The following is a 26,355-nucleotide window of genomic DNA, read 5'->3' as shown; positions in this document are numbered from 1 at the left end:
AGTTTCTCATGCTTAGATTGCTTAGCGGGTTTTCAATCGCGTCCACGAAGATTGTCGCGACATTCTTCATGGTCATTGTTCTGATGTTGCTGGGCATCGTTTTCTTCCCGCGCCAGCTCAACCAGATCAACGATGTCGCGAACTGGATCGCCAATCTCGATTTCGTCCGGAACCCTGACATTCCGCAGACAGCCGTTGCTGTTTTCCGGAATTTCGTCAACGAAACCACGATCTTTGGTATCCTGATGACGTTGATCGCCCGCGCCTTCGTCGAGTTCATTTTCTGGATCTGCGCAATGCTCTGGCGCGTCGCCAACCCGCGCGAAGATGAAGACGGTTTCACGCGCCGCAGCTTCGACCCGAGCGAAGACGTCCCGCCGACCTATTCGCGCAACTGAAGAAAAGGCACGTTCAGCCGTTTCAGCGCTTCGCCAATTGATATAGCTCTCTGCGCGAATACAGGAGACGATGATGAGCGAAGATCTCAAGAAGAACGAAACCCAGCTTCTCGAAGCCTATCTAAAAGAAAAGCTGAACCCTGAAATCCGCCTTGTTACCCGGTCGCAGACCGATGATTCCGTTGAAGTCTATCTCGGCTCGGAATTCATCGCGGTGATCTACAAGGATGTGGATGAGGGCGAGACGTCTTACCAGTTCCAGATGACCGTCCTGTCAGAGGACCTGGGCGACTGAACGCGCCGCTGCTATCTGCCGACCGCCTCAGCAAGAGATTTGGTGAGACGGTCGTGGTGGATGGCGTCAGCCTCGATCTGGCCGCAGGCGAGACGCTCGCTCTGATTGGCCATTCGGGCTGCGGAAAGACCACGACACTTAAAATGCTGAACCGGCTCGTGGAGCCGGACAGCGGCGAAGTCTGGCTGGCCGGGACACGCGCGCACGATATGCCTGCGCATGAGTGGCGTCGGCGGATCGGCTTCGTCATCCAGAGTGCAGGCCTGTTCCCGCATCGTAGTGTCGCCGAGAATGTCCTCGTGACGCCCCGTCTCCTCGGCTGGGAGGAGGAGCGCCAGAAGAAAAAGCTCGACGAGCTTCTTTCCATGGTTGGGCTGCCTGCGAAGCGGTATGCCGACCGCTATCCGACGGCGCTGTCGGGCGGTGAGCGCCAGCGCGTCGGACTTGCAAGGGCCCTCGCCGGCGAGCCTGAGATCATTCTCATGGACGAGCCGTTCGCAGCCCTTGATCCGATTACTCGGACGAGTCTGATCGACGATATGGCGCGCCTGAAGAAAGAGCTTGGCTTTGCCTCGGTTCTGGTGACGCATGATTTTGCCGAAGCACTGCGTCTCAGCGATCGCGTGGCCGTCATGGATGGCGGGCGGATCGTGCAGAGGGGCACCCCTGCAGAACTGATTGCAAAGCCTGCGACGGATACGGTTCGCGACCTTCTGGCGGCTCCGCGCCGGCTGGCGGAAACGGTCGGACGCGCTTTTGATGGGCATGAGGTATGAGCGGGTTTCTGGCAGAAGAACTCGCTGCATTCCCGGCCAATTATTCAGGACACCTGAAGCTGGCGCTCGGCGCCTTGGCGATGGGCCTTCTGGTTTCAATACCGGCAGGGATTCTCGCCGCCCGCCAAAAATATGTTGCAGGGCCTGCGCTCGCTGCAGCAAGCGTCATCCAGACCATACCGGGCATTGCGCTTCTGGCGCTCATGGTCCCGCTCATGGGCGGCATGATTGGCTTCTGGCCGGCTTTCGTCGCGCTCTCGCTCTATTCCATCCTTCCCATGTTGCGGAACACGATTGTCGGCCTTCGCGGCGTCGATAAGGACGTACGCGAAGCCGCACTTGCGGTCGGGATGACAGCGCGCCAGCGCCTGCGCGAGGTGGATTTGCCGCTGGCAGCGCCAGTGATTGTCGCCGGACTGCGCACCGCGTCAGCGTGGGTCGTCGGCACAGCAACACTATCCACGCCGGTCGGCGCACGCAGCCTGGGCAATTACATTTTTCAGGGGCTGCAGACCCGCAACTGGACCGCGGTGCTGTTCGGGTGTCTTGTTTCAGCGGCGCTGGCGCTCGCGCTGGACCAGATCATAGCGCAGTTCGAGAAGTCGGCCAGCGAGCGAAAACGCTCACATGCCATCGCCGGTGTGATCGGACTGGTGATCATCATTCTTCCGGCGCTGATCGTGATTAGCCCGCAAAGAGCGGGACCGGCGATGCAGTCTTCCGACACTCGCGAGGTGGGAAGCAGCAGCGCCCTGCCACTTGAAGGTCAGACCATCACGGTGGCGAGCAAAGGCTTTACCGAGCAGTACATCCTTGCCGACCTGTTGCGCCGGACCCTGGAGGCGCAAGGCGCGAGTGTCCGTATCCGCGAAGGTCTGGGCACGACGGTTGCCTTTGATGCGCTCGCCGCAAATTCGGTCGACATCTATATCGACTATACCGGCACAGTCTGGGCCAGCCTGATGAATAAAGAGGAACCGGCACAACGCGCGGATATGTACGCACAGGTTTCAGCCTGGCTGCTGGCGGAGCACGGCGTTCTGAGTGCCGGTAAGCTCGGTTTCGAGAATGCGTATGCGTTCGCGACCAGCCCCGAAACGGCCGAAACGTATGATCTTGAGACAATTGGCGACCTGTCAGGTGCGCCGCTCTCCATCGCGAGCGACCCTGAATTCTTTGGCCGTCCGGAATGGACCCGTACCCGGGACGCTTATGGTCTCGAGAGCCTTTCGCCGAGAAGCATGGATTCGGCGTTCATGTATGACGCCGTGCGGCGCGGCGAAGTCGGGCTCATCACGGCATATACGACCGATGGCCGGATCGACGCTTTCGAGCTCATCCTTCTGGAGGACACACGGTCAATCTTACCGCCTTATGACGCCTTCATGCTGATCGGTCCGGAGGCGCGTGCGAACACGGCGCTCCTGAATGTCCTTGGCGCGCTTGAGGGAAAAATCTCGACAGAGCTGATGCGCAAGGCCAATTCGCGTGTCGATCTGGAACGCCAGAGCAGCGCGCAAGCGGGCGCCTGGCTTTATGAGCGGATCTTCCCCGCAGAATAATAGCGCAAAGGAAAACAGGCGGCCCGAAGGACCGCCCGTCTCGATTATCTGATCAGTGTCCCGTTACAGAACGCCGAGCATTTCCGCGACGAGAGGATGGCGGACGATATCCTGGCCTTCCAGGTAAATGACTTCTGCGTCTGACAGTCCGGCAAGCTTCTCAGCTGCCTGGGCCAGCCCGGACAGGGACGGCAGGAGGTCCGACTGTTGAGGGTCGCCCGTTACAGCCATGGTTGAGTGCCAGCCCAGCCGGGTCAGCAACATCTTGAGCTGTGTGTAGGTGCAGTTCTGCGCCTCATCGATAACGACGAACGCATTGTTCAGCGTGCGTCCACGCATGAAGCCGATCGGCGCAATCTCGATAAGGCCTTCGCCCATCATGTGTTTCAGCTGCTGTGGCGAGAGTCTGTCCGCGAGTGCGTCGTAGAGCGGGCGCAGGTAAGGCGCGAGCTTGTCTTCCATTGCGCCGGGCAGAAATCCAATCTGTTCACCTGCCTCGACAGCTGGGCGGGAGAGAATGATACGTGCGACCTTTCCGGATTGTAGTGCTTCGACTGCCTTGCAGATCGCAAGGTAGGTTTTGCCAGTGCCTGCCGGACCGAGGGCGCAGACAAGGGATTTCGTGTCCAGCGCCTTCATCAGACGCGCCTGGTTTTCCGAGCGCGGCTTTACAGTCTTCTGATAGCGCTGGTCGCGCGGCGTGTTTGGATTGCGGACCTTGGCGGCATCGTCGGGATGCCATCCGCCATTGATCGCGTAAAGGCGTGCTTCCTGCCGGGACTTGCCACCCATCTCCTCGAGAAAGCCCATGGCCTCAATCTCGTTCCTGGCTTTCTGACGCTTGGATACAGCACGCTTACCCATGAGGATCTCCTTTTCGGGCACAAAAAAACCGCCGGGCGAAATGCCGGGCGGCGACGAAGAACGGGGAGTGATTGGGTCCGGACCCGAGGGAGGGGCCGGGCGGCGTAGGTGTAAGGAATGGTCTCTGGACCATCAGCACTTGCCTCGCGAATCTCAACACCATTAGAGATTACCAGTATTAAGGCCCGGTTAACCAGTCGCTTCGGGTCAATTTAGTTTTATGACAAGGGAGCCCTGCGATATGGCACTTTTTGACCTCGATGGCGTGAAACCGGTCACACCGGAAAGTGGAAACTACTGGGTCGCGGAAAATGCGACTGTGCTTGGCCGCGTGATTCTCAAGGAGAATGCCAGCGTCTGGTTCAATGCTGTGCTGCGGGGCGATAATGATCCAATCGAGATCGGTGAGAATTCCAACATCCAGGATGGCAGTGTCCTGCATACCGACCACGGTGTGCCGCTGACGATCGGCAGGAACGTCACGGTCGGCCATATGGTAATGCTCCATGGCTGCACGATTGGAGACGGGACGTTGATCGGGATCGGGTCAACAATCCTGAACCGCGCAAAAATCGGCAAGAACTGCATCATCGGGGCACACTCTCTTATACCTGAAGGCAAGGAGATCCCGGACAATTCACTGGTTATGGGCGCGCCCGGCAAGGTCGTGCGCGAGCTTGATGGGGGCGCTGCGCAGATGATCGCGGCGTCGGCGAAGGTCTATGTCGAGAACTGGAAGCGGTTCAAATCAGGACTGACCCGCATAGACGGCTAGGCGCCTAGTCGTTGCTGGCCACGAGTTTGAGGCGAGGCTCCTTCGTCCGCGCGTCTGGTGGGTAGATCGCCGTCAAGCGATGACGCCAGACGGGGCGCCCACGCAGGAAAGTCTCACCGCCCAGCGCCTGATACAGGCCGAGCATGCGCGCGCCTGTATCGATATGAGGCGGCTTTGCCAGCGGGGCGAGTGTCATTTCAATATCAACGCGTTCTCCCGTGAGGGATTCGCCGCGAGCGCGAACGATGCCGGGTAGCTTTTCTCGCGAGATTATTTTCAGCAGGCTCGACAGCATATCGCGATCATGCCCTGTCCAGACGCCGAGAAAGTCGTGGTCAGCGAGTTCACGCCCGAGCGAGGATTGCAGCTGAATGCCTGCGGTACGGAAGAGCCACTGGTCGTCGCTCTCCTGCTGGATCACGAACAGTCGCTCGATCAGGTCCGGATGGTCCTTTGTCGTCGGTCCGGACGGGACGTCCGACGCAGCAATAGACATGCGCTGCCAGGCAGACAGCAGGGTCTGGCTGTTCGGATGAAGGGTTCTGTCGAGCATTTTGACCTGCTTCTCTATTCTGGCGTTATTTCTAAAGCGTCGGACTGCCGTGAGGCTGTCGCATCATCTCGTCGCAAGGCGCGGGCCAGTTCTATGTGTCCTGCTGCGGTCCAAATTTTCCGGCATCGGAACAATTTTCGCTAATCAGGCGAGAACTGGCACGGCTTGTGCTTCTCCTCAGGCGAAGAGCCACGGAGACCCCATATGCGCGTTTCATCACGACACACTTTGTTTGCCGGTGCTGGTGCGGCAGTCATTATAACCTTGTCCGGCCTCGCCTGGGCTGGCGGTAGTGGCGGCAATGGTGGTTGCAATACGTGTACCGCCAAGCCGGTCTCTCCACCGACTTATAATGGCGGGCGTTCTGGTTGCTGTGATGGTGGCAAGCAGCATGCGCTACGCGTGCCTGGTGTGAACGTGGCAGGTCCGAACATCTCTATTGGCGGCACGAATGTAAACGTTCACGGCGGCAATCTGAATGTGTCGGCGCAGAGCTATCTCAATGTGACTGCTGGCGCATCGGCCTCCAGCGAAGTGATCGCCTATGCTGGCGGTGGGGGTGGTTTCGGTGGTCCGGCTCCGGTTGGCGTGACCTCAATCGGCCAGCTCAATGTGAGCGGTGCAGAAGAAACCTATACCGACACCGTGACCGAGCAGGTTCCAGAAACCGAAGAATACTGTGTCGACCAGGTTAGCTATCGCATGGCCTTCCGTGCGGTCCAGGCTGTCTGTATCGACGATACCGGTTCACCACATCCGGCTTCGCAAGTTGATGGTGGTCGTGACATCGCGGGCAACTATAGCGGCGAAGTATTCCGTTGTGTGGCCGGCTCGCGCCTTCAGGTGACGCTTGGTGACATCCAGAACGGCCGTGCCGACTTCAACCGAGGCCAGACAATGGCCTGTGCAAAGGGCGAAGCACTCGTTCACCGCCCGGGCGGCGATCTTAGCTGTGCGCCACAAAAACCTCAGCGTGACTGTAATGAGCGCTCGCTCCTTCGTCGCTACGGGCCCGGTATCAAGGTCGTAGAAGCGCGCGTTGCCGAAGAAGTCTGTGTGCCACAGACCCGCACAGTGATGCGTGAAGTGACACGCCAGGTCCGACGTGTTCGTCAGGCCGAAGCCAAGTCGATGGTATTCGACGGCGGCGTCGGCCAAGGCGTCTACTAGAAGAGCGAAGTTTCATAGGGCAGGGACGCGCTATTCTTGCGCGCTTTGTGGGGGGAGAAACGCCGTGCTGTGGCTGCACGGCGTTTCTTTATTGTTGCACTTCGGACATTCGATACGGCGAATTGTCTCGCGTCTGGGTTTGCGACTTGCATCCCTGCATAGCGCTGCTAATCAGGCGAAGAGTCCGTTAGAGGCTTGTTCAAATAATAATTCAGACAATTCGGAGACGTTAGATGAGGTTTCTTCCCAGACCTTCGAGCAATGCGAAGCTAGCGAAAATGTCGCTTTGTGCCAGCGTTGGCCTTGCGGCGCTTATGGGGTCGCAAATGTTTACAGCTTCGGCGCAAGACGCCGAAGAAGAAGCAGACAACAGCGAGCGGCGCCTCAATGCCGTCGTTGTCGAAGCAACGCGCCGCGCAGGCACCACTGTGCAGGACGTTCCGGTCTCGGTGACCGCGTTCGACGCTGCGTTGCTGGAAGATACCGGCGTCGCCCGCCTCAACGATATCGAGCAGATCGCTCCATCGGTGCAGATCGCGCAGACCGAGTCGGCCGCCTCCGGCACCTCGATCTCCATTCGTGGTATCGGTACCGGCTCCAACAATCCGGGCTTCGAGCCAGCTGTCGGTGTCCTGATCGATGGCGTGTACCGCACCCGTACAGGTATTGCCCTTTCCGAGCTGCCAGAGCTTCGTAGCATCGAAGTCCTTCGCGGACCGCAAGGCACGCTGTTCGGCCGTAACACATCGGCCGGCGTCGTTTCGATCAACACGGCCGGCCCGCAATTCGATCCTGAAGCAACGCTTGGCGTTTCTGCTGGCAATTACGGCATGTATGCCGCTGAAGCCATGGTGACGGGCCCGATCGCGGACAACATCGCGACCCGCGTCGACATCAGATACCGCGAACGCGATGGCTATATCGACGATGTGAATTCCGGTCGTGAGCTAAACAATCTCAACCGCTTCCTCATGCGCGGCCAGATGCTATTCGAAGAAGGCGATGCCAGCCTTCGGGTGATTGCAGATTACGGCCAGACCGATGAAGATTGCTGTATCGGCGTGAACCTTCTGCAAGGCCCAACCGGCGCCGCGGTCAACACCGCCGCCGCTTTTGCTGGCCTGCAGGGCTTTGCCAATGCGCGCCCGGAAGACCTGAAAGTTGCGCTGTCCCCTAACCGCGATATCCGCGACGATGTCGAAGAGTGGGGCATTTCTGGCGAGTATAAGAACCAGATCGGCACGATCAGCCTCACCTCCATCACCTCCTATCGTGACTGGCAGGCAGATCGCGCGCAGGACGTCGATTTCTCTGGTATCGACCGTGCTTATCGCGATGGCACCGACATTACCGACAAGGTTTTCACCCAGGAAGTCCGTCTTCAGGACACTTGGGGTGACCTCGACTGGCTCGTCGGCGGTTTCTACATGAACGAGGAGCTTGGCTACACCGATACGATTCGCACTGGTTCACAGGCCAATCTCTATACCGACCTGATCTCGGCTGGCGCGACCGCCAACCCGCTGGTGCCGACTGGCTTCCAGCTCACCGGTTCGCTCGGCCCAGCTGTTCCGACACTCTTCGTGAGCCTGCCGTTCGACACCAATGGCGACGGCGTGCCGGGGGACCCGGCACTTCGCATCGCGCCTGGCGTGCCTGCTGGTCTACCGTCCTACTTCGTCCCGGGTCTCGTCGACGGCGGCGGTCAGAACAGCGACGTGTTCGAGGTGAAGACCAACGCAGCCGCACTGTTCACGCACAATGAGTATATGGTCACCGACCGCCTGACGGCGACGGCAGGCCTTCGCCTCAACTATGAAGAAAAAGAGATCGCCTATGATCTCACTTCGGTTGCGCCATCCTGCGACTTCTTCTTCACGGCTGATGGCCAGTCTGTTCTTCAGCAACTCGGTGCGATTAACGCGCTCGATCTTGCTCTGCTCAGCTGTAACCCGGCGATCAATAGCGAGTATAATGGCTCTGACAACGACAGCTTCGACGAGACCAATCTAAGCGGCACAGCGAAGCTGGCCTATGACTTCACCGATGATTTCATGGCCTACGTGTCCTACTCACGCGGCTTCAAGTCCGGCGGTTACAACCTTGACCGGTCTGGTTTCGACAGCGTTCTGTTTGGCGGCAACGGCGCACAGCCAACCGACCTGCAGTTCGATTCTGAAACAGTCGACAGCTATGAGCTTGGTTGGAAATCGTCTTTCAACGCGCTCAATGCGACGCTGAACGGTGCGATCTTCTTCCAGGACGTGCAGGACTTCCAGGAGAACTTCTTCACGGGCACGAACTTCCGCGTCATCAACTCCGACGTCGAAAGCTACGGTCTTGAACTGGATGCCTCGATCATTCCGGCAGATGGCCTGACCATCCAGGGCGGCTACGCCTACACCAAGGCAGAGCGCCAAGGTGACGTGATCGTGCCGCTCGGTAATGGCCAGAACCAGGTCCTCGCGCAGGGTGGCACCCAGCTGTCCCTCACGCCGGAGCATGTTCTGACCGCATCGGGCACGTATCTCTATGATATCTCGCCAAACCTGACGGCGCTGTTCCACCTTAATGCACGCTATAACTCCGAGCACATCACCTCGGCAGCAACGGCTGGCATCGCGGACAATGACGCCTATACGCTGGTTGGTGGCCGTATCGGCCTGAAGACCGCAGATGGTAAGTGGGAATTCTCGATCTTTGGTGAGAACATCACCGACGAGTATTACAACCTTGCATCCTTCGCGGTCCCTGAGCAGACCGGCACGATTGCCGTCTATCCAGGCATCCCGACGATGTACGGCGCAGAGCTGAAGGTGAACTTCTAGGTCTCAAAGCTCCGATCTGAATAGAGAAAGCCCCGCCAGCCTGTCTGGCGGGGCTTTTTTTATTCAAATGCCCGTTTGTAATTGGGACAGGCGGCGTAGCCGTCAGGACCGGAAGAGGGCGTCAGCCTCCCGACGTTGAATTCGAAGTCAAACAGATCGGTCTCATACGGTGCAAGAGTGAGCGGATCGGTTCGGGCGCTGCCGTTATAGTCATGTACACCGCACTGACCGCCAAACTGGCAGTTGCGCGCGCGGCTTCCGGGTTCGTGGGTGATTTTAACAAGGGCAATACTCTCTGGGAGGAAGTAACCTGCCTTCGCATCGAGCCGGTCTCCAGTGCGATTATGAAAGTTCTGTACGTGACGCCAACCTGACAGCGCTATTACAAATGCCCGTTCCGCTATTTCGGCTTCGATGCGGTCTGCGCGCTGTCGTTCGTCGTGTGTGGAATCAAAACCCCCGTCCGACCGCATGCGGCCGCTTTTCGGATTATGGAAACTCAGCGTTGCTTCACCCCGTTCTGCCAGGGTTGCGACTGCGCAGGAAAGTTCGGGCACAGCAACAGACACGCCTTCGCCGCCATATTCTTCAAGCGTTGCGATCCGGCGCTCGCTTACCTCTGAAAGCTCCAGCGAAATGACCGGCTGAAGACTGGTCTCGCCCGCCATTTTTGCGAGGCAACGAACGATTTGTGCGGACTGTGACTGTCCATGCATTTCGCCGAGGAAGACCCCAGAATGAGTGTCGATCACCTGCTCGAAGGCTGCATATTGCAGACATTCGGTATCACCAATCATGGATGCGGGCAGAGGGGGTTGAGGCGCGACAGCTTGAAGTTGAAAGGCAAGTCCTGCCAAAATAATTGTCATCGCAAGCCTTATCTTCAAACTCTAAGGGATCTTGCGGACTTTGAGTGCGAGCGCCGCAAGAACAAAACTAATAACTTCGAAGCTGGCGAATGCCCATCCATTGAACGTCGCGCTGTCGCCGACAATCAGTGAAACGAGCCGGGCAAGGGTGTAACCACCCATATAGACGACCAGAAACCAGAGGGCCGGACGCTCATAGCGCGCGGGCATCAGTGCGCCGGCACCTGTGAGACCGGCAGCTGCGAGGCTGACCCCGCCAAAAATGCCGCGCATCTCGAATGCCGCATTGGATCCGGTGACAGTCACGTCCAGTCGCGCTGTCATTCCGATGGGGTCGATGATGGACCAGAGGCCGAAGCCGACGAAGAGCAGGGCGATTGCGCCGAGAAAAATACGTGTAGCCATGAACGGCGATATAGATCGGATCTTTCAACGGCGAATCAAAAACCCCTGCCTTCTTGCGAGGGCAGGGGCCTTGGATCGGCAGATCCTCAGTCGCTTTGCGCGCTATTGCTCGCCGAGCGACTGAATGGTTGCGGCATTGCCGACAGCGCTGGCAGAGCCGTAGACGCTTCCGCCATAGCTGATGCTGGCCTGACCCTGCGCGATGATATTGGCGGCGTTGTGCTGGTTGATCTGGCCACCAACTGCGCCGTCGCTGCAGAAATTACAGACGCTTGCCGTGGCGGCGTTGCCGATAGCTGTCGATGTCACGACGCCCGTGCCACCCGTCCAGGAGGCCCCATTGAGATCTGCATAGCTGTAAACTGTGCCACTATTGTACTGGTCAGCGTAAAGTACAGTGTCAGATCCGACATTCGAGATCAGTGCAGAGTTACCGACGCCATACGAGCTTGCATTCGCGTAGCCGTTCCAGTGATCAAGGGTCACATAGGTTTGTGCGTCGATATCAGCATTGTTTTCCTGCTGAGTCGGTGCGCCCTCAATGCCGAGCGTCGCATATCCCCACTCATTGTGGACCGTCGCGGAGTTGCCGAAGCTGTTTGTTGCGGCAATCACATTCGTTCCGCTGCCCATATAGACGTCGGTTGATGCAGACACGCGGGTTCCATCTTCGGTTTTCTGCAGGGCGCGATTGTAATTTGTGCTTGTATAGCCGGTCGAAGAGGTCGCGTTGGCGCCAGCTGTGGTTGCAAATGACGCTGATGTACCATCGCAGCACATGTCCGCATCGGTTTCTGCAGTGACATCTGCAGCGCTGTACTGAGTCTGGTCGGCCACGCTGAAGCCGTGATTGTTGTCGTTGGTCGACACATTCGCCACTGCGGTCGTTGCACTGGCAACCTGATCGGCCTGGTAAAGTTCGATTCGGCTGTACGCATCGACGGACCCTGCGGCCCCTTGCTGCGCATAATAGCTGTTGGATCCGTAGTTCGTGCCACCAGACGAGGCGTTGGCATAAGCCGTTGTGGTCGATACTGCGGTGCCAGCGGAATAGCCACGCAGGCGATTCGTTGCGGCAGCTGCCGCGTCAAAGCTTTGGCGAACCTCTGCATCAATGTCACCGGTGTGGCGAGTCGCAGCGGCGAGGTTGCCGACCGTGGTAGATGTCGACACCGCATTCGGTGTGTGATCATCCAGCTGGACGTCCATATCCGCCCAGACATTGCCGAACTGGACCTGGTCAATCGTGCCGGATGCGACACTGGAAGAGGATTCGGCTTCCGATTCGGCCGCTTCGTCGCCCATATATGGGATGTATTCCCAGTCCTGCGCGGCAGCCATGGCCGTCGTCGAGGCGGCAATCATGAGAAGAGCCGAAAATCTGATTCCTGTCTTGGGCATGCAAGCCTCCATGGAGCAGTTATCTGTGTCTGTTCGGGCGGCTAGTTGCGGCCACGCAGGACAGGGTCACGGCGATTGTGCCAGGCCGAGACGGACTGACGCGACGGACCGTTATATTCTTCGAGCGGCGCACCTGCCGGGCGAAAGTCGCCGGTGACGCTATTGGTCGAGATGCCGCCAGCGGTCAGGGCGCAGACGTCAGACGTCGGAGCGGCGTAGAGATTCGCCATCATTTCCAGCACGGCGCGTTCGAGAACCGAACGAATCGCAAGCTGGATAGGCTCTTGCGCACGGCCACCGATCCCGATGTCGAACACATTGCCGTTGGCGAAATCGAACACGCCGAGCGAAACTTCGCGGCCGATGATCTGCTTCTGGTAGGAAATGACATCAACAACTTCGAGGCTCTCGGTCTCTACGAGACGCAGGTCGAGACCGACATTGATGACGTAGAGCTTCGCGCCGATGGAGCCTTTGGTGTCCATCGCGTCGGTGTCACCGACAAAAGCTTCACCGCCAACCGAACGAATATTGTAGTTCAGCTCGGTGATGCCGCCGATAAGATAATAGTCGGAGCCCGGAATGGAGCCGGCATTGATGCGGCGGAAATCCTGCGCCACGTCATCGCCGATCAGGCGATTATTGGCATATTTAAGCTCTAGCTCTGAAACAGAGGTGTCGAATCGCTCAACCAGGCGGGCACCAGCTTTCGCGAATGCGGAGATTGCCATGAGTGAGGCACCCTGCGTAACGCGGCGGCCGCCTTCAAAGTCTGCCTTGCCGGTATAGTCGAGGATACGGCCCACAGCGATTCGCGGGGCGGCGTATCCGCTCTGACGGGCATAATGGCCCATACAGACGAGACCGTCGGAATATGGCGTCGGGTTTGCGGTCACCGGGGCGTTGCCGATCGGGTCAGCATAATTGCCGCCCGGGCCTGCCACGGGTGAGACACAGCCGGTTGCGAGCATGGCGCTTGCCAGAACTGCACCGGAAAGCCGTTTGGTTGCGGTCATTTTCGTCTTGCCAAGATTGATCATTGCAGGTCGAGCTCCCCATTGAGAACGACCGTCTGGTCGCCATTGTTGATCTGCGTGGAATCAATGATCACGGTGTTGTAGTTTCCGTTCGTGACCACGTTGAGCTGGTTACCGATTGCGGTTCCTGATCCGAGCATACCCGGTGCACCTTCTGTCTGCCCCCAGCTTGTATAGAGGCCGGTACCAAGCCCGGTGCCGCCATTGATCAAGCCATTGATAACGACACGATTATTGCTCGCATCGCGTGAAGTTGCGGTAAACGGCTGGCTTTCTTGTCCAGGAGCGAAGCCATAAGGGCGTTCGAACTGCGAGGCGCTTGAGGCAGCCTGTGCCGCAGCAGGCTGGGCGACGGCCGCGGTTGCAGCGATCGCGAAGCCAGCCAGGCCGGTAAAAAGTTGCATCGTATGTTTCATCTGCCGATCCCTTTTGGGGTTGATGCGAGGATCGGTTGCAATGGGTGTGCCAGTTTGCGGGAGCAGGAACAGCTTTTCTCGCGTCTTTGGGGAACAGCCAGCCGGCAAATTGCAGCAATGGACGGCAGCTGACCGAAGAAATTGTGCCGATATGCGCCAGACGCGCGGCGGGCAAACGCGACGCATTCCTTCGCGCGCACGTGTGCGTGTGTTATAGGGATACGAAATCGGAGCCAGAAAACTGGCCATAAAAATCAGGGAGGATTAATATGCTGATTGAGCAGATCTTGAAAACGAAGGGCGGCGAAGTCCTTACGATCGACGCGCAGAGTTCACTGAGCGACGCGGCGAGATTCCTCGATGATGCAAAAATCGGTGCGGTTGTCGCCGTCAATGATACGGGTCTTGCGGGCGTTCTTTCTGAGCGCGACATCCTTCGCCAGGTAGCGCGCCATGGGGCTGATGCCTTGCAGATGACCGTTGAGGAATCGATGACGCGCGGTGTGATTACGGCGAATCCGAGCGAGAGTCTCGACCAGTGCCTCGGCCGGATGACCGACAGACGCGTGCGTCATCTCCCCGTCATGCGGGACGGTCGGCTCGCCGGTATAATTTCCATTGGCGACCTTGTGAAATGGAAGATCGAGGAAACCCGCGCAGAAGCCGACGCCATGGCCGATTACATCAAGGGCCAATAATCGCCTGTCGGGTGATATTAGCGCTTGCCAAGAACCGCGAACAGATTCTATATGGTCGGTTCCATCCGAAACGCCTCTGTCTATGTGGGGCCGATGAATAATCGGCTCAGCTGGGCAGCGTTTTGCGCCAAAATGGCAGGATAAACGGGTCACTGTTTAATCTGCCGGAGAAGTGCAGAAGGTTTGTTGACGGGGGACGGAGCGGCGAATAGAAGCCGCCCTTCTTCTGGAAAGACCTTCCGGTGAAAACGAGGTTCTAACGAACTTCGCGGGATCCGGGTTGTGCTTCAAACACTGCGGTTTTCGGCTTTTGCCGGGTTGCTGCAGAAGAGTGCAAAAGGGTTGTTGACGGGGGTTGGGCAGGTCTTTAAGAGCCGCCCTTCTCTTGGAGACGACCTGCCAGACTGAAGGAGCCTTTCGAGGTTCTGGACGGACGGCAAGCGCTTTTGTTTCTGCGGTTTTCGGCCTTGTGCCACAAACTGCAGAGGGTGCTGAAAAGGTTGTTGACGGGGGTCGGGCAGGTCTTTAAGAGCCGCCCTTCTTCTGGAGACGACCTGCCAGACGGAAGGAACCTTACCGGGTTCTGGACGGACGGTAAGCGCTTATGTTTCTGCGGTTTTTTGGCCTTGTGCCTACGAACTGCAGAGGGTGCGAAAAAGGGTGTTGACGGAGTTCGGACGGCCTCATATATGCCGCCCTCTCCTGAGACGCTCAACTGGTTGAGACGGTGCCTCGCGGCACGGATCGAAAGCCGGGTTTCGCGCTCCATTTTGCAGGTTTCGCGGTTCACTGCGAAGTTCTGCAGAAAGCGCAAAAAAGGGTGTTGACGGGGAATTCGGCGGCCAATATAAGCCGCCTCTTCCGAAGCGGAGCAGATTGCTCCAGCCGAGGGAAACAAGGCTTCGGCCGGGTTGTTTGACATCGTAGGATTATGGAAGAGAAACGCAGGCGGCATGAATAGCTTGCGGAGCCCTCAGGGGCTCCAATGCGATCATGACGATGCGTTTCAAGGAAATACCTTTCACTATTATTGGTTTCGGCCAATGATTTTGTGAAAAGGGTTTCCCGTCAAAACGCAAAATTGCAATCAGCAATTTCCGGCCTCTATTCCAAGAGGTCGAGTACGTCAGAGATCGAGCACTCAACCTGAGAGTTTGATTCTGGCTCAGAACGAACGCTGGCGGCAGGCTTAACACATGCAAGTCGAACGACATAGTGGCAGACGGGTGAGTAACGCGTGGGAACGTACCCTTCACTACGGAATAGCTTCTGGAAACGGAAGGTAATACCGTATACGCCCTTCGGGGGAAAGATTTATCGGTGAAGGATCGGCCCGCGTTAGATTAGTTTGTTGGTGGGGTAATGGCCTACCAAGACTACGATCTATAGCTGGTCTGAGAGGATGATCAGCCACACTGGGACTGAGACACGGCCCAGACTCCTACGGGAGGCAGCAGTGGGGAATCTTGCACAATGGGCGAAAGCCTGATGCAGCCATGCCGCGTGAATGATGAAGGCCTTAGGGTTGTAAAATTCTTTCGCCAGGGATGATAATGACAGTACCTGGTAAAGAAGCCCCGGCTAACTTCGTGCCAGCAGCCGCGGTAATACGAAGGGGGCTAGCGTTGTTCGGAATTACTGGGCGTAAAGCGCGCGTAGGCGGGCTATTAAGCCAGATGTGAAAGCCCGGAGCTCAACTCCGGAATTGCATTTGGAACTGGTAGCCTAGAGACCAGGAGAGGTTAGCGGAATACCGAGTGTAGAGGTGAAATTCGTAGATATTCGGTGGAACACCAGTGGCGAAGGCGGCTAACTGGACTGGTACTGACGCTGAGGCGCGAAAGTGTGGGGAGCAAACAGGATTAGATACCCTGGTAGTCCACACCGTAAACGATGAATGCTAGTTGTCTGTGTGCATGCATACAGGTGACGCAGCTAACGCATTAAGCATTCCGCCTGGGGAGTACGGCCGCAAGGTTAAAACTCAAAGAAATTGACGGGGGCCCGCACAAGCGGTGGAGCATGTGGTTTAATTCGAAGCAACGCGCAGAACCTTACCCGCGTTTGACATGCCCTGTTTGGTTACCAGAGATGGTTTCCTTCATTTGGTTGGCAGGTGCACAGGTGCTGCATGGCTGTCGTCAGCTCGTGTCGTGAGATGTTGGGTTAAGTCCCGCAACGAGCGCAACCCTTATCCTTAGTTGCCAGCACGTTTGGGTGGGCACTCTAAGGAAACTGCCGGTGCTAAGCCGGAGGAAGGCGGGGATGACGTCAAGTCCTCATGGCCCTTACACGCGGGGCTACACACGTGCTACAATGGCAGTGACAATGGGATAATCCCAAAAAGCTGTCTCAGTTCAGATTGTCCTCTGCAACTCGAGGGCATGAAGTTGGAATCGCTAGTAATCGTGGATCAGCATGCCACGGTGAATACGTTCCCGGGCCTTGTACACACCGCCCGTCACATCATGGGAGTTGGATCTACCCGAAGACTGTGCGCTAACTTCGGAGGCAGCAGGCCACGGTAGGTTCAGCGACTGGGATGAAGTCGTAACAAGGTAGCCGTAGGGGAACCTGCGGCTGGATCACCTCCTTTCTAAGGATGCTTTCTGATTGTCTGCTCACGCAGACTTCGAAAGCTCTGATAGACATAGCTGCAGAGCTTGCTCTGACAGCAAAACATATGCGGCTGTTTGTGCCGTCTTCGTTTCTCTTCCTTCATTCGCCGTGCCGGCCAGCTGGACGGCATAGTTCAGCGAGCCCCCGGGTCCTGGTAACAAGGGCCGGTAGCTCAGGTGGTTAGAGCGCACGCCTGATAAGCGTGAGGTCGATGGTTCAACTCCATCTCGGCCCACCACGACCCAAGGGAGTGCGCCGGGCCCTATGCTACAGCTTGATACTGGTATATTTGGGGCCTTAGCTCAGCTGGGAGAGCGCCTGATTTGCATTCAGGAGGTCAGCGGTTCGATCCCGCTAGGCTCCACCATTCCTTGAATGGTGTGCGTAAATAGCGAATGAAAGAAGTCATAAGTTTCCGGACTGCGGTCCGGGATGTTTGTAAATCGTAAGGGAAAGACTGATCCGGCCGACATGCCGATCCTCGTGATCGATGTGTCTGCTTATAGCCGATAACGCAAGTGCCATAGGAGTATGGCAACAAAGCTTGCGCCAAAGGGTCAGTCTGCAAGAAACCAACATGTCTGATCTGAAATTGTGGGCGGATTAGTGATGTACTGCAAAGTGCATTCACCTCCGCACACGAGTTTCGAATGAGATCAAGCGTCAAAAGGGCATCCGGGGGATGTCTTGGCGGTAAGAGGCGATGAAGGACGTGGCACTCTGCGATAAGCACGGGGGAGGCGAGAGCACCCTTTGATCCCGTGATTTCCGAATGGGGAAACCCACCTCCGAGATGGGAGACTACAGGCTGGCATCCGTGTCAGCCCTTGGTCTTTCATTTCACTAGAGAGGTATTTCACACTGAATACATAGGTGTTGAAAAGCAAACCCGGGGAATTGAAACATCTAAGTACCCGGAGGAAAGGACATCAATTGAGACTCCGTTAGTAGTGGCGAGCGAACGCGGACCAGGCCTGGTCTGAAACAAGGAGAATGAGCTGGGAAGCTCAACCGTAGTGGGTGATAGTCCCGTATCCGTAAAATGAAGACCGTTTAGAGTAGGGCGGGACACGTGAAATCCTGTCTGAACATGGGGGGACCACCCTCCAAGCCTAAGTACTCCTTACCGACCGATAGTGAACCAGTACCGTGAGGGAAAGATGAAAAGCACCCCGACGAGGGGAGTGAAACAGTACCTGAAACCGGATGCTTACAAGCAGGTGGAGCTCTTCGGAGTGACACCGTACCTTTTGTATAATGGGTCAGCGACTTAGTGTTGCGTGCAAGCTTAAGCCGTTAGGTGTAGGCGTAGCGAAAGCGAGTCTGAATAGGGCGATTGAGTACGTAGCATTAGACCCGAAGGCAGATGATCTATGCATGAGCAGGCTGAAGGTGGGGTAACACCCACTGGAGGGCCGAACCGTTGTATGTTGAAAAATACTCGGATGACTTGTGCCTAGGGGTGAAAGGCCAATCAAATCTGCTGATAGCTGGTTCTCCGCGAAATCTATTTAGGTAGAGCGTCAGATGAATACTCCAGGGGGTAGAGCACTGGATGGGCTAGGGGGACTCACCGTCTTACCAAACCTTACCAAACTCCGAATACCTGGAAGTAATATCTGGCAGACACACGGCGGGTGCTAACGTCCGTCGTGAAGAGGGAAACAACCCTGACCACCGATTAAGGTCCCCAAATTATAGCTAAGTGTGAAAGGATGTGGGGTTGCTTAGACAATGAGGAGGTTGGCTTAGAAGCAGCCATCCTTTAAAGAAAGCGTAACAGCTCACTCATCAAGCGACCCTGCGCCGAAAATGTAACGGGGCTAAAGCTATATACCGAAATCGTGGGCTCCATAGGAGCGGTAGCGGAGCGTTCTGTAAGCCTGTGAAGGTGTCCTGTGAGGGATGCTGGAGGTATCAGAAGTGAGAATGCTGACATGAGTAGCGATAAAGCGGGTGAGAGACCCGCTCGCCGAAAGTCCAAGGGTTCCTGCGTAAAGCTAATCTGCGCAGGGTTAGCCGGCCCCTAAGGCGAGGCCGAAAGGCGTAGTCGATGGGAACACAGTTAATATTCTGTGGCCTGGGAGTGTGTGACGAATTCCGAAAGTTGTCTGTCCTTATTGGATTGGATAGGCAGCCTGGGAGTTCCTGGAAATAGCCCTCCCGTATAGACCGTACCCTAAACCGACACAGGTGGACAGGCAGAGCATGCCAAGGCGCTTGAGAGAACGATGCTGAAGGAACTCGGCAAATTACCTCCGTAACTTCGGGAGAAGGAGGCCTCATACTGGGCAACCAGCTATGAGGGGCACAGACCAGGGGGTTGCGACTGTTTATCAAAAACACAGGGCTGTGCGAAGCCGTAAGGCGACGTATACAGTCTGACGCCTGCCCGGTGCCGGAAGGTTAAAAGGAGGAGTGCAAGCTCCGAATTGAAGCCCCGGTGAACGGCGGCCGTAACTATAACGGTCCTAAGGTAGCGAAATTCCTTGTCGGGTAAGTTCCGACCTGCACGAATGGCGTAACGACTTCCCCACTGTCTCCAGCATCGACTCAGCGAAATTGAATTCCCCGTGAAGATGCGGGGTACCCGCGGTCAGACGGAAAGACCCTGTGAACCTTTACTGCAGCTTTGCTGTGGCATCATAAAGTGTATGTGTAGGATAGGTGGGAGGCTTTGAAGCTTGGGCGCCAGTCTGAGTGGAGCCGTCCTTGAAATACCACCCTTATTCTTTGTGATGTCTAACCGCTCCCCTGGATGGGGACGGGACCCAGCATGGTGGGCAGTTTGACTGGGGCGGTCGCCTCCCAAAGAGTAACGGAGGCGCGCGATGGTAAGCTCAAGACGGTCGGACATCGTCTGTTGAGTGCAATGGCATAAGCTTGCCTGACTGCGAGAGTGACAACTCGAGCAGAGACGAAAGTCGGTCATAGTGATCCGGTGGTCCCGAGTGGAAGGGCCATCGCTCAACGAATAAAAGGTACTCCGGGGATAACAGGCTGATGATGCCCAAGAGTCCATATCGACGGCATCGTTTGGCACCTCGATGTCGGCTCATCACATCCTGGGGCTGGAGCAGGTCCCAAGGGTTCGGCTGTTCGCCGATTAAAGTGGTACGTGAGCTGGGTTCAGAACGTCGTGAGACAGTTTGGTCCCTATCTGCCGTGGGTGTTGGAAACTTGAGAGGATCTGTCCTTAGTACGAGAGGACCGGGATGGACATACCTCTGGTGGACCTGTCGTGGCGCCAGCCGCGCAGCAGGGTAGCTATGTATGGACGGGATAATCGCTGAATGCATCTAAGCGAGAAACCCACCTCAAAACCAGGTTTCCCTTGAGAGCCGTCGTAGACGACGACGTCGATAGGCTGGGTGTGGACGCGCCGCGAGGCGTGGAGCTAACCAGTACTAATTGCTCGATAGGCTTGATCTTGCGAAGCTTCGTGTGCGGTGGTGAATGCACCACCGCTTGAAGTTTTCAGATCAAAACACCTCTGATAAAAATGAAAGTGGTACATGCTCGGATACGAGTATGAGTGACATGTTGGAATTTGCGCCATTGCCCGTTTCCGCCGACCCGGTGGTTATGGCAGGGGTTCCCCACCCGATCCCATTCCGAACTCGGTCGTTAAGTCCCCTTGCGCTGATGGTACTGCGTCTCAAGACGTGGGAGAGTAAGTCGCTGCCGGGTCCGCCGAAACGGGCGATGCGCAAAACTAGACACTTGCAGACAAGTCTTTTCCTTACAATTTACCGCCTTACGGGCGGAGCGTGGCCGGCCGCCTAAAGCCGGACCGCGATGCAGTCCGGCCCCAGTGGCCGGATTTGTGTTTTCAGGGCTAGTGAAATCTGGTTCTGACAAAAAGTTGACGCGGGATGGAGCAGTCCGGTAGCTCGTCAGGCTCATAACCTGAAGGTCGTAGGTTCAAATCCTACTCCCGCACCCAGACAAGGCCCTGAAATCGTTGAAGATTTCAGGGCCTTTTTTTTGGCTAAGCCTGCCCAAAGATAGCTGTTTCACTTTGCTCCGGCGATCTAACAATCTCCTCTTGAAACCTGCAAAAGTGAATAGAGAGCTTGAATAAGAAGACGTAGTGCCCGAATTGGCTGAGTGTGAATAACTTTTCGCGCTCAGCGTTCTTTTCATGTGCAGCTGCTGGGACGCTGTGAATGTCATCTAAACGAGCCAAGTGATCTTCCTCCAGCCCGCCTCCGCTGGGTAGATGGAAGACACTAGTTATGCGCTGCTTCTTTATGTCTTCAAGATGGGGCTCAATTTGTGAGTCAGACCATCCAAAGTTTACGAGGGCGCTTCGATACTGCGAGAACGGAGTGAGAGGGGCGAACGTTATTCGACGCGGAAATACTCTTCTATTTTCTGGAGCAACGTCACAAGTGTTGGAGAGAACTATTGCTCGGGCGGTAATTTTTTTGCCGGTGTCGAAATGATAAAACTCCAGCCCCCTCCAGGCGTCGCCTTGATAAATTTCGTCGTTGGGGCCTTCGTAGTAATAATGCCCCTGTTGTGATGTGAAAAAAGCTTTCAGCTCTTTGAGGAGCGCATCCCGACCCTGTGTAAGATAATAGGGCAGTTGCCGCTCTAGATTCTCAAAGTCGCTGACCATGATCGGATCCTACGACGCATATAAGTCTAAGGCGTGCTCGTCTAAATATGCAGCGAGGTCCTCGGGTAGACTTTTCTGAGCCTGCAAAAGTTCTGCGTACAGCGCCGAGATTTCACTGCTGAACTGAGCCTCGCTTAACGCGCCTTTACGTTGGAGATAGACCTGCTCTGAACCGTGGGATGATTGTACCTGGTTCATCGAATACGCAGTGTTCTCGTACTGAGTAGCTTTCCAATCAGTAGCCTGTTGGTTCGCTGCCATCGAAGGGCTAAGCGAAGTAGCCATGATGCCTGCCGAGATCACAGCTTGCACGTATGTGGATTGCGTGAAGTGGGAGGCTGAATCATTCATAGATCGGCTCTAATTCGTCAATTGTTCGAGGATGCAGACAAGAGAAAAACACCTTTCTGTTCTCTGCTCGAATTTTCTCTGAGGAATCTGGAAGCTCTCTGAGCCACTCGTGGAAAGAGACGGGTTCGAAATTCACAATGGTGTCTATATCTATTACTATGCCCGATGCGATATGTTCGTTTTCTCGGGTAGCCTCAGCCCCTGTTACAAGCTGAATTACGTTAAGCAGAGAATCTTGATGCTTCTCAATTCGAAGCGAAACGTTGTCAGACTTTATTTGTTCTCCAGCCAGTTCCAAAGACAGGGTAGTTTGGGACAGTTGGTTTGCCACTCCGTCGGAAGCGACGATATTTACATATTTAATTGAGTGTCGCTCGACCTTCTCAATGAGCTCTAGCTTTCGCATGCGCTCGGCAAGCCCAAGTATTTCTGGCTTAAAAGCACCCCAGCCTGGATAAGGCAGCTTACATGCAAGTGCGAGCACCCGGTCGCCAATCAACACGGTAAACTTTTCTAGCTGTAGCCTATAGATCGGCACGTATCGAAGTTTCGCATCTTGATCTCTCACCGGACGAGGCAGCTCGGCCGGTCCGAGCCGCTCAATTTTTGCTTTGCCACCAAATTCACTAAACAGGAAACCGGGGACAATCTCGGAAAATGAAGCGTGAGCTGAAAAGCGAAACTCAAACACGGCATCAATGAGCGGCTCTTTTCCAAGCTTTTTAGGAAGTCGATGGGCCACTTGCTCTGCTTTCATTAAATCCGCGCTGCTTGTTGAAGACTTAGCGAGCGTTGCCTAGAGGCACAACCGGCTCTGCCATTCATTTCCAACCAATTCAGTCATCCAAATCAGAGTCCTTTGGGTGCGGGTTGGGTTTTGGCCGCTTGCGTTCTTCGACTTCCCGCTTGTAATCGCGGCGCGCTGCCAGTTTCCCGATCAATTCAGCAAATTGGACGATTGCTGCAGGGATTTGGCGCGTGCTTCCGTTCTTACTTTTCTTGTCATTTTGCTTCTTCGGCATCTGATGTCAGCCTGCCGCAAGTCTTTGAAATGATGGAGAATTGGTCCGACGTAGCCGGTCAAATCCCCCTCCCGCACCCAAATAAGCCCCTGATCTTCGGATCGGGGGCTTTTTGCGTTTGGACTGAATGTTTCTAGACAGTCGGCGGGCCGCCTTGTCATTTTCTGGGAACGGAGACTGGTCTAGATCTGCCCGCATGGTGGTCTCGTCTTCATGATACGGATTTCAGCGAACGGCGCGCTTCGGTCATTCCGAAGTTTCAACTACCGCGTCTGGGCGAGTGGTTCAGTCGTCTCGAATTTCGGTACCTGGATCCAGCGTACAGCGCAGGACTGGCTGGTCCTTACCCAGCTGACAGATCATAATGCGACAGCCCTGGGTTTCGTCGTCGCCTGCCAGTTCGCGCCGCAGCTTCTTCTCTTGCCATGGAGCGGCTTTGCGGCCGACTATTTCGACAGGCGAAAGCTGCTTGTCGTGACTCAGCTCTTGATGGGCGTACTCGCGCTAATGCTTGGCCTGCTTACCGTCACCGGTCTTGTGGTCCTCTGGCATGTCTATGTGTTTGCTTTTCTTTTCGGCTGTGCAGCCGCGATTGACGCGCCAGTAAGACAAACTTTCGTCAGCGATCTTGTTGGTGACACCGATTTACCGAATGCGGTGGCGCTAAACTCAGCCTCGTTCAACAGCGCACGTCTCGCGGGTCCTGCGGTGGCCGGTTTCCTGATCGCGGCGTTCGGAACCGGTTGGGCTTTCCTGTTAAATGGTATTTCCTATCTGGCGGTCCTGCTGTCACTCTTCCTCTTGAAGGTTAGGCAGCTGCACAAGGCGAAGCGTGCGAAACGCCAGCGCGGCAATTTCACAGCGGGTTTTGCCTATGTCTGGAAACGGCCGGATCTTCGCATAACCCTCATCATGCTCTTCCTGATCGGCACGTTCGGCTTCAAGTTTCCGATCTTCATTGCGACAATGGCAACCAAGGTCTTTCAGACGGACGCGCAGGGCTTTGGTGTTCTCTCGTCTTTTATCGCAGTCGGAACTGTCGCGGGTGCCTTTCTAGCCGCGAGACGCCGCACCCATAGTATGAACCTGATGGTTAGTGGCGCCGGTCTGTTTGGCGCAGGGTGTCTCGGCGCCGCGCTCGCGCCAGGGTACTGGACGTTCGCCGCAGCCCTCGTGGTGACCGGTATGGCTGCACTTACGTTTATGACGACGACGAACAGCATGATGCAGCTCACCACCGCGCCAGACATGCGCGGCCGGGTCATGGCCCTTCGTATTGCCGTTGCTTTGGGCGGGGCGCCTCTGGGCGCGCCAATCATAGGCTGGATTGCCGATGAACTCGGGCCGCGCTGGGGGCTGGGTGCAGGCGCAGCAGCAGGCTTTATCGCCGCTATTATTGGTGCACTTTTCCTCCGAACGCACAGTCGCCTCAATCAGACCGCCCCAGAACCATGAACCCTCCGCGACAGCGCAACTACTCCTGTGCTAGCGTCGCCGCAAAGCAGGCTCTGACACTGCTAGAAGACAGGGAGACGTAATATGCCGGCAGATACAATCAATCAGCTAGATATGAGGGCGGGTCTCTATGAGCGTGCGGAGGCCTGGCGCTCCATCCTTGCCGCGCGCGCTGAAGAGGCGGAAGCCGCTCGGAAGCTTCCTCAGGATATAGCCGACGGCCTGGCCCGTGATGGTTTCTACGGTCTGTGCCACCCCGAAAGCGATGGTGGGTCAGGAACAACACCCATTGAATATGCTGAGCTTGTCGAAACGCTGGCGCGCGGTGACGCCGCCCCCGCCTGGTGCGCCTTCATTGCGTCGACAGCGGCTTTTGGTATGGCGTTTGCCGACAATTCGAATGTGCGGGACCTGCTATGCCGCTCTGATGTGAAGACGGCAGGCGTTTTTGCGCCTATGGGGCGCGCCGTCCAAGCCGAGCAGGATGGTGTGCAGGGCTACCGTGTTACCGGTCGCTGGGCCTGGGGGTCTGGCAGTCAGAATGCCGACTGGGTCAGCGGCGGATGCTTCCTTGTCGATGAGGCTGGAGGGCTCATCATGTCGGCCAAGGGTGGGCCCATACAGCTCGCCCCCATCTTTGCGTCCGACCAGATCAGCTTCGTCGACACCTGGCATGTTACGGGCCTCAAGGGTACAGGCTCGACCGACTTTGAAGTCAAAGACGCGTTCGTCCCGGCTGACCGGGTAACGGCCGGTTTTGGTCGTACGCGCCAGGATGAAGCCGCCTTCCGCTTTCCGGCTTTCGGCTTGCTCGCGATCGGTATTGCCGCCGTCGCCCTTGGCGCGGCACGAGGCGCGATGGACGACTTCTATGAACTCGCCGGCGCCAAGAAGCCATCGGGTAGCAGCAAGACGCTTTCTGAAAAGGCGCTCACCCACCGCGATGTGGCGATGAGCGAAGCGGACATCCGGCAGGGGCGCGCCTTCTTTTTCGAAGCCATCGAGGCGGCCTGGCATGCCGCGCAGGATGGGCCAGTACCGCTGGAGCTTCGCCGTGATCTCCGCCTCGCGACGACAAGCGCCGTTCAGTCGGCCAAGCGCGCCGTGGACCGGGTCTATGAGTTGGCTGGTGGCACCGCGGTCTATAGCCAGTCGCCCATTCAGCGCCGTTTTCGCGATATCCATGTCGCGACCCAGCACATCATGGTCGGCGCGTCGACCTGGGAAACGACGGGTCGGCTCTATCTCGGCCAGTCTGCTGACACGGCCATGCTGTAGACTTTAGCGCATCCCGGGCAGGACAATGTCCCGGTGCGTGTCGAATAGCTCAGCGAGAAACTCGCTTAGCGCGCGTATTCTCGCGAGCGGGGCAAGATCCTCATGCGTGGTCAGCCAGAAGCTGCGCTCCACCCGCACCTGATCCTGTAGGACAGGCCGAAGCGCGACGTCGCGCGCCGCCATGAAGTTCGGTAATACGGCGATGCCAAGGCCCGCGCGTGCCATCTGAAGCTGCGCAATAATGGACGGGCTACAAAAATGCAGCGTGAGATCCGGTGCGATTTCGGCGTGATAGCGAAGCTGCGGCGAGTAGATCAGATCGTCAACATAGCCGATCAGCGTGTGCCGGGAGAGGTCGCCTGGCGTCTGCGGTACGCCCCAGCGCGAAAGATAATCTCTGCTTGCGAACAGGTGGAGCGCATAGTCTGACAGCTTGCGGACTTTCAGCCGGCCCGATGTCGGCCGTGCCAGCATGACGGCCATGTCGGCCTCGCGCTTGGGTACGCTAGCAAAGCCCGACATGGCGATGAGGTCCAGCGCGATTGAGGGATAGCGGTTGCGAAAACCCGCAAGGGCAGGGGCGATCAGCGCATTGCCGAGCCCCTCGGTGACGCCTAGGCGCACCCGGCCGCTCGCCTCCGTGCCGCCTATGTCAGCCTGCGCAGAGATTTCGAGTGCTGATTGTTCGATGGCTTCGGCCTTGGCGACGATGGCTTCTCCAGCTGCGGTCAGGATATGGCCGCGGCGTGTGCGCTCAAACAGCGACAGACCGAGATCCGCTTCTAGCCGTCTGAGCCGCCGCCCAACAGTCGTGGCGTCGAGCCCTGTGCGCGCTGCCGCGTCCGACAGTTTCGCATGACGGCTGATCTCGAGGAGGAGTTTGAGGTCGTCCCAGTTCACGGGGCTTGTCCTTGGCTGCGATTATGCAGGTTAAACCTGCATATGTGCGTGTTTAACTG

Annotated in this window: 22 protein-coding genes, 3 tRNA genes and 3 rRNA genes; 16 read left to right on the top strand and 12 right to left on the bottom strand. The window is 56.8% G+C overall.

Translation table 11 applies throughout. The features are described 5' to 3' along the window. The first annotated feature begins 8 nt into the window (after positions 1–8). The 4 genes from D1224_RS03495 (at position 9) to D1224_RS03480 (ending at position 3,031) form a co-directional block, all read left to right on the top strand. Positions 9–398, top strand: a complete 390-nt coding sequence (locus D1224_RS03495) for a hypothetical protein (RefSeq protein WP_119378537.1) — start codon at positions 9–11, stop codon at positions 396–398. Between the two features lie 73 nt (positions 399–471). Then, positions 472–693, top strand: a complete 222-nt coding sequence (locus tag D1224_RS03490; protein WP_119378536.1) for a DUF3126 family protein — start codon at positions 472–474, stop codon at positions 691–693. 53 nt (positions 694–746) lie between these two features. After that, positions 747–1,469 (top strand): ATP-binding cassette domain-containing protein, encoded by a 723-nt coding sequence (locus D1224_RS03485; protein ID WP_233350378.1) that lies wholly within the window; start codon positions 747–749, stop codon positions 1,467–1,469. Next, positions 1,466–3,031, top strand: a complete 1,566-nt coding sequence (locus D1224_RS03480) for an ABC transporter permease/substrate-binding protein (protein WP_119378534.1) — start codon at positions 1,466–1,468, stop codon at positions 3,029–3,031. The genes D1224_RS03485 and D1224_RS03480 overlap by 4 nt, the downstream gene beginning before the upstream one ends. A gap of 63 nt (positions 3,032–3,094) precedes the next feature. Here D1224_RS03480 and D1224_RS03475 read toward each other — a convergent pair whose 3' ends face one another. Then, complete coding sequence (locus D1224_RS03475; protein WP_119378533.1) at positions 3,095–3,895, bottom strand: PhoH family protein; 801 nt, start codon at positions 3,893–3,895, stop codon at positions 3,095–3,097. 241 nt (positions 3,896–4,136) lie between these two features. On the opposite strand from D1224_RS03475, the gene D1224_RS03470 reads away from it, so the two are divergent. Further along, positions 4,137–4,670 (top strand): gamma carbonic anhydrase family protein, encoded by a 534-nt coding sequence (locus D1224_RS03470; protein WP_119378532.1) that lies wholly within the window; start codon positions 4,137–4,139, stop codon positions 4,668–4,670. A gap of 4 nt (positions 4,671–4,674) precedes the next feature. Here the strand turns inward: D1224_RS03470 and D1224_RS03465 are convergent, their stop codons facing one another. Further along, positions 4,675–5,223 carry a PAS domain-containing protein gene (locus D1224_RS03465; protein WP_119378531.1) on the bottom strand — a complete coding sequence of 183 codons (549 nt, stop codon included), beginning with the start codon at positions 5,221–5,223 and terminating at the stop codon, positions 4,675–4,677. 204 nt (positions 5,224–5,427) lie between these two features. Here D1224_RS03465 and D1224_RS03460 point away from each other — a divergent pair, with 204 nt between their 5' ends. Further along, complete coding sequence (locus D1224_RS03460) at positions 5,428–6,393, top strand: hypothetical protein (RefSeq protein ID WP_147372312.1); 966 nt, start codon at positions 5,428–5,430, stop codon at positions 6,391–6,393. A gap of 326 nt (positions 6,394–6,719) precedes the next feature. Then, a complete protein-coding gene (locus D1224_RS03455) occupies positions 6,720–9,221 on the top strand; it encodes a TonB-dependent receptor (protein ID WP_182482151.1) in 2,502 nt (833 codons plus the stop codon). A gap of 59 nt (positions 9,222–9,280) precedes the next feature. On the opposite strand, the gene D1224_RS03450 is transcribed toward D1224_RS03455, so the two are convergent. The 5 genes from D1224_RS03450 to hfaA form a co-directional block, all read right to left on the bottom strand. Next, entirely contained in the window at positions 9,281–10,090 is an 810-nt protein-coding gene (locus D1224_RS03450) for a hypothetical protein (RefSeq protein ID WP_147372311.1), read from the bottom strand. A gap of 21 nt (positions 10,091–10,111) precedes the next feature. Beyond that, positions 10,112–10,495 (bottom strand): DUF4345 family protein, encoded by a 384-nt coding sequence (locus tag D1224_RS03445; RefSeq protein WP_119378527.1) that lies wholly within the window; start codon positions 10,493–10,495, stop codon positions 10,112–10,114. A 102-nt stretch (positions 10,496–10,597) separates the two neighbouring features. Further along, positions 10,598–11,896 (bottom strand): holdfast anchor protein HfaD, encoded by a 1,299-nt coding sequence (hfaD, locus tag D1224_RS03440; RefSeq protein WP_119378526.1) that lies wholly within the window; start codon positions 11,894–11,896, stop codon positions 10,598–10,600. A gap of 41 nt (positions 11,897–11,937) precedes the next feature. Continuing rightward, the gene (hfaB, locus tag D1224_RS03435; RefSeq protein WP_182482243.1) at positions 11,938–12,912 is read right to left on the bottom strand and encodes a holdfast anchoring protein HfaB; all 975 of its coding nucleotides are present in this window, start codon (positions 12,910–12,912) and stop codon (positions 11,938–11,940) included. A 20-nt stretch (positions 12,913–12,932) separates the two neighbouring features. Continuing rightward, positions 12,933–13,349 (bottom strand): holdfast anchoring protein HfaA, encoded by a 417-nt coding sequence (hfaA, locus tag D1224_RS03430; RefSeq protein WP_119378525.1) that lies wholly within the window; start codon positions 13,347–13,349, stop codon positions 12,933–12,935. Positions 13,350–13,618: 269 nt separating this feature from the next. Here hfaA and D1224_RS03425 point away from each other — a divergent pair, with 269 nt between their 5' ends. The 7 genes from D1224_RS03425 to D1224_RS03395 all read left to right on the top strand — a co-directional run bounded on the left by D1224_RS03425 (position 13,619) and on the right by D1224_RS03395 (position 20,612). Then, entirely contained in the window at positions 13,619–14,047 is a 429-nt protein-coding gene (locus D1224_RS03425; protein ID WP_119378524.1) for a CBS domain-containing protein, read from the top strand. Between the two features lie 1,142 nt (positions 14,048–15,189). After that, a 16S ribosomal RNA gene (locus tag D1224_RS03420) occupies positions 15,190–16,643 on the top strand. A 184-nt stretch (positions 16,644–16,827) separates the two neighbouring features. Continuing rightward, a tRNA-Ile gene (locus D1224_RS03415) sits at positions 16,828–16,904 on the top strand. 53 nt (positions 16,905–16,957) lie between these two features. Then, positions 16,958–17,033: transfer RNA gene (locus tag D1224_RS03410), tRNA-Ala, on the top strand. Positions 17,034–17,320: 287 nt separating this feature from the next. Further along, positions 17,321–20,098 (top strand): 23S ribosomal RNA (locus D1224_RS03405). 143 nt (positions 20,099–20,241) lie between these two features. After that, positions 20,242–20,356 (top strand): 5S ribosomal RNA (gene rrf, locus D1224_RS03400). Together the 16S, 23S and 5S rRNA genes with 3 tRNA genes alongside form the textbook arrangement of a ribosomal RNA operon. A 179-nt stretch (positions 20,357–20,535) precedes the next feature. After that, positions 20,536–20,612, top strand: a tRNA-Met gene (locus D1224_RS03395). 45 nt (positions 20,613–20,657) lie between these two features. Here D1224_RS03395 and D1224_RS03390 read toward each other — a convergent pair. The 4 genes from D1224_RS03390 to D1224_RS03375 form a co-directional block, all read right to left on the bottom strand. Then, complete coding sequence (locus D1224_RS03390; protein WP_119378523.1) at positions 20,658–21,290, bottom strand: hypothetical protein; 633 nt, start codon at positions 21,288–21,290, stop codon at positions 20,658–20,660. Positions 21,291–21,299: 9 nt separating this feature from the next. Further along, positions 21,300–21,641, bottom strand: a complete 342-nt coding sequence (locus tag D1224_RS03385) for a hypothetical protein (RefSeq protein ID WP_119378522.1) — start codon at positions 21,639–21,641, stop codon at positions 21,300–21,302. Then, positions 21,634–22,398, bottom strand: coding sequence for a TIGR04255 family protein (locus D1224_RS03380; protein ID WP_119378521.1), 765 nt, complete (start codon positions 22,396–22,398; stop codon positions 21,634–21,636). Before D1224_RS03380 ends, D1224_RS03385 begins: the two co-directional genes overlap by 8 nt. A gap of 79 nt (positions 22,399–22,477) precedes the next feature. Next, positions 22,478–22,663 (bottom strand): hypothetical protein, encoded by a 186-nt coding sequence (locus tag D1224_RS03375; protein ID WP_119378520.1) that lies wholly within the window; start codon positions 22,661–22,663, stop codon positions 22,478–22,480. Positions 22,664–22,879: 216 nt separating this feature from the next. On the opposite strand from D1224_RS03375, the gene D1224_RS03370 reads away from it, so the two are divergent. Both D1224_RS03370 and D1224_RS03365 read left to right on the top strand, forming a co-directional pair. Next, a complete protein-coding gene (locus D1224_RS03370) occupies positions 22,880–24,118 on the top strand; it encodes an MFS transporter (protein WP_407647453.1) in 1,239 nt (412 codons plus the stop codon). Positions 24,119–24,202: 84 nt separating this feature from the next. Beyond that, positions 24,203–25,396 (top strand): acyl-CoA dehydrogenase family protein, encoded by a 1,194-nt coding sequence (locus tag D1224_RS03365; protein ID WP_119378518.1) that lies wholly within the window; start codon positions 24,203–24,205, stop codon positions 25,394–25,396. 3 nt (positions 25,397–25,399) lie between these two features. Here the strand turns inward: D1224_RS03365 and D1224_RS03360 are convergent, their stop codons facing one another. Then, positions 25,400–26,296, bottom strand: coding sequence for a LysR family transcriptional regulator (locus D1224_RS03360; protein ID WP_119378517.1), 897 nt, complete (start codon positions 26,294–26,296; stop codon positions 25,400–25,402). Between the last annotated feature and the right edge of the window lie 59 nt (positions 26,297–26,355).

This window comes from Henriciella barbarensis, from assembly GCF_003576345.1.
Lineage (GTDB): Bacteria > Pseudomonadota > Alphaproteobacteria > Caulobacterales > Hyphomonadaceae > Henriciella > Henriciella barbarensis.
This window is presented reverse-complemented; position numbering and strand designations above follow the sequence as displayed.

What these genes read in the sequence shown, in the direction of transcription:
- D1224_RS03495 (WP_119378537.1), top strand. Translation starts at nt 9, where the DNA reads ATGCTTAGATTGCTTAGCGGGTTTTCAATCGCGTCCACGAAGATTGTC.
- D1224_RS03490 (WP_119378536.1), top strand. Translation starts at nt 472, where the DNA reads ATGAGCGAAGATCTCAAGAAGAACGAAACCCAGCTTCTCGAAGCCTAT.
- D1224_RS03480 (WP_119378534.1), top strand. Translation starts at nt 1,466, where the DNA reads ATGAGCGGGTTTCTGGCAGAAGAACTCGCTGCATTCCCGGCCAATTAT.
- D1224_RS03475 (WP_119378533.1), bottom strand. Translation starts at nt 3,895, where the DNA reads ATGGGTAAGCGTGCTGTATCCAAGCGTCAGAAAGCCAGGAACGAGATT.
- D1224_RS03470 (WP_119378532.1), top strand. Translation starts at nt 4,137, where the DNA reads ATGGCACTTTTTGACCTCGATGGCGTGAAACCGGTCACACCGGAAAGT.
- D1224_RS03465 (WP_119378531.1), bottom strand. Translation starts at nt 5,223, where the DNA reads ATGCTCGACAGAACCCTTCATCCGAACAGCCAGACCCTGCTGTCTGCC.
- D1224_RS03460 (WP_147372312.1), top strand. Translation starts at nt 5,428, where the DNA reads ATGCGCGTTTCATCACGACACACTTTGTTTGCCGGTGCTGGTGCGGCA.
- D1224_RS03455 (WP_182482151.1), top strand. Translation starts at nt 6,720, where the DNA reads ATGTTTACAGCTTCGGCGCAAGACGCCGAAGAAGAAGCAGACAACAGC.
- D1224_RS03450 (WP_147372311.1), bottom strand. Translation starts at nt 10,090, where the DNA reads ATGACAATTATTTTGGCAGGACTTGCCTTTCAACTTCAAGCTGTCGCG.
- D1224_RS03445 (WP_119378527.1), bottom strand. Translation starts at nt 10,495, where the DNA reads ATGGCTACACGTATTTTTCTCGGCGCAATCGCCCTGCTCTTCGTCGGC.
- hfaD (WP_119378526.1), bottom strand. Translation starts at nt 11,896, where the DNA reads ATGCCCAAGACAGGAATCAGATTTTCGGCTCTTCTCATGATTGCCGCC.
- hfaB (WP_182482243.1), bottom strand. Translation starts at nt 12,912, where the DNA reads ATGACCGCAACCAAACGGCTTTCCGGTGCAGTTCTGGCAAGCGCCATG.
- hfaA (WP_119378525.1), bottom strand. Translation starts at nt 13,349, where the DNA reads ATGAAACATACGATGCAACTTTTTACCGGCCTGGCTGGCTTCGCGATC.
- D1224_RS03425 (WP_119378524.1), top strand. Translation starts at nt 13,619, where the DNA reads ATGCTGATTGAGCAGATCTTGAAAACGAAGGGCGGCGAAGTCCTTACG.
- D1224_RS03390 (WP_119378523.1), bottom strand. Translation starts at nt 21,290, where the DNA reads ATGGTCAGCGACTTTGAGAATCTAGAGCGGCAACTGCCCTATTATCTT.
- D1224_RS03385 (WP_119378522.1), bottom strand. Translation starts at nt 21,641, where the DNA reads ATGAATGATTCAGCCTCCCACTTCACGCAATCCACATACGTGCAAGCT.
- D1224_RS03380 (WP_119378521.1), bottom strand. Translation starts at nt 22,398, where the DNA reads ATGAAAGCAGAGCAAGTGGCCCATCGACTTCCTAAAAAGCTTGGAAAA.
- D1224_RS03375 (WP_119378520.1), bottom strand. Translation starts at nt 22,663, where the DNA reads ATGCCGAAGAAGCAAAATGACAAGAAAAGTAAGAACGGAAGCACGCGC.
- D1224_RS03365 (WP_119378518.1), top strand. Translation starts at nt 24,203, where the DNA reads ATGCCGGCAGATACAATCAATCAGCTAGATATGAGGGCGGGTCTCTAT.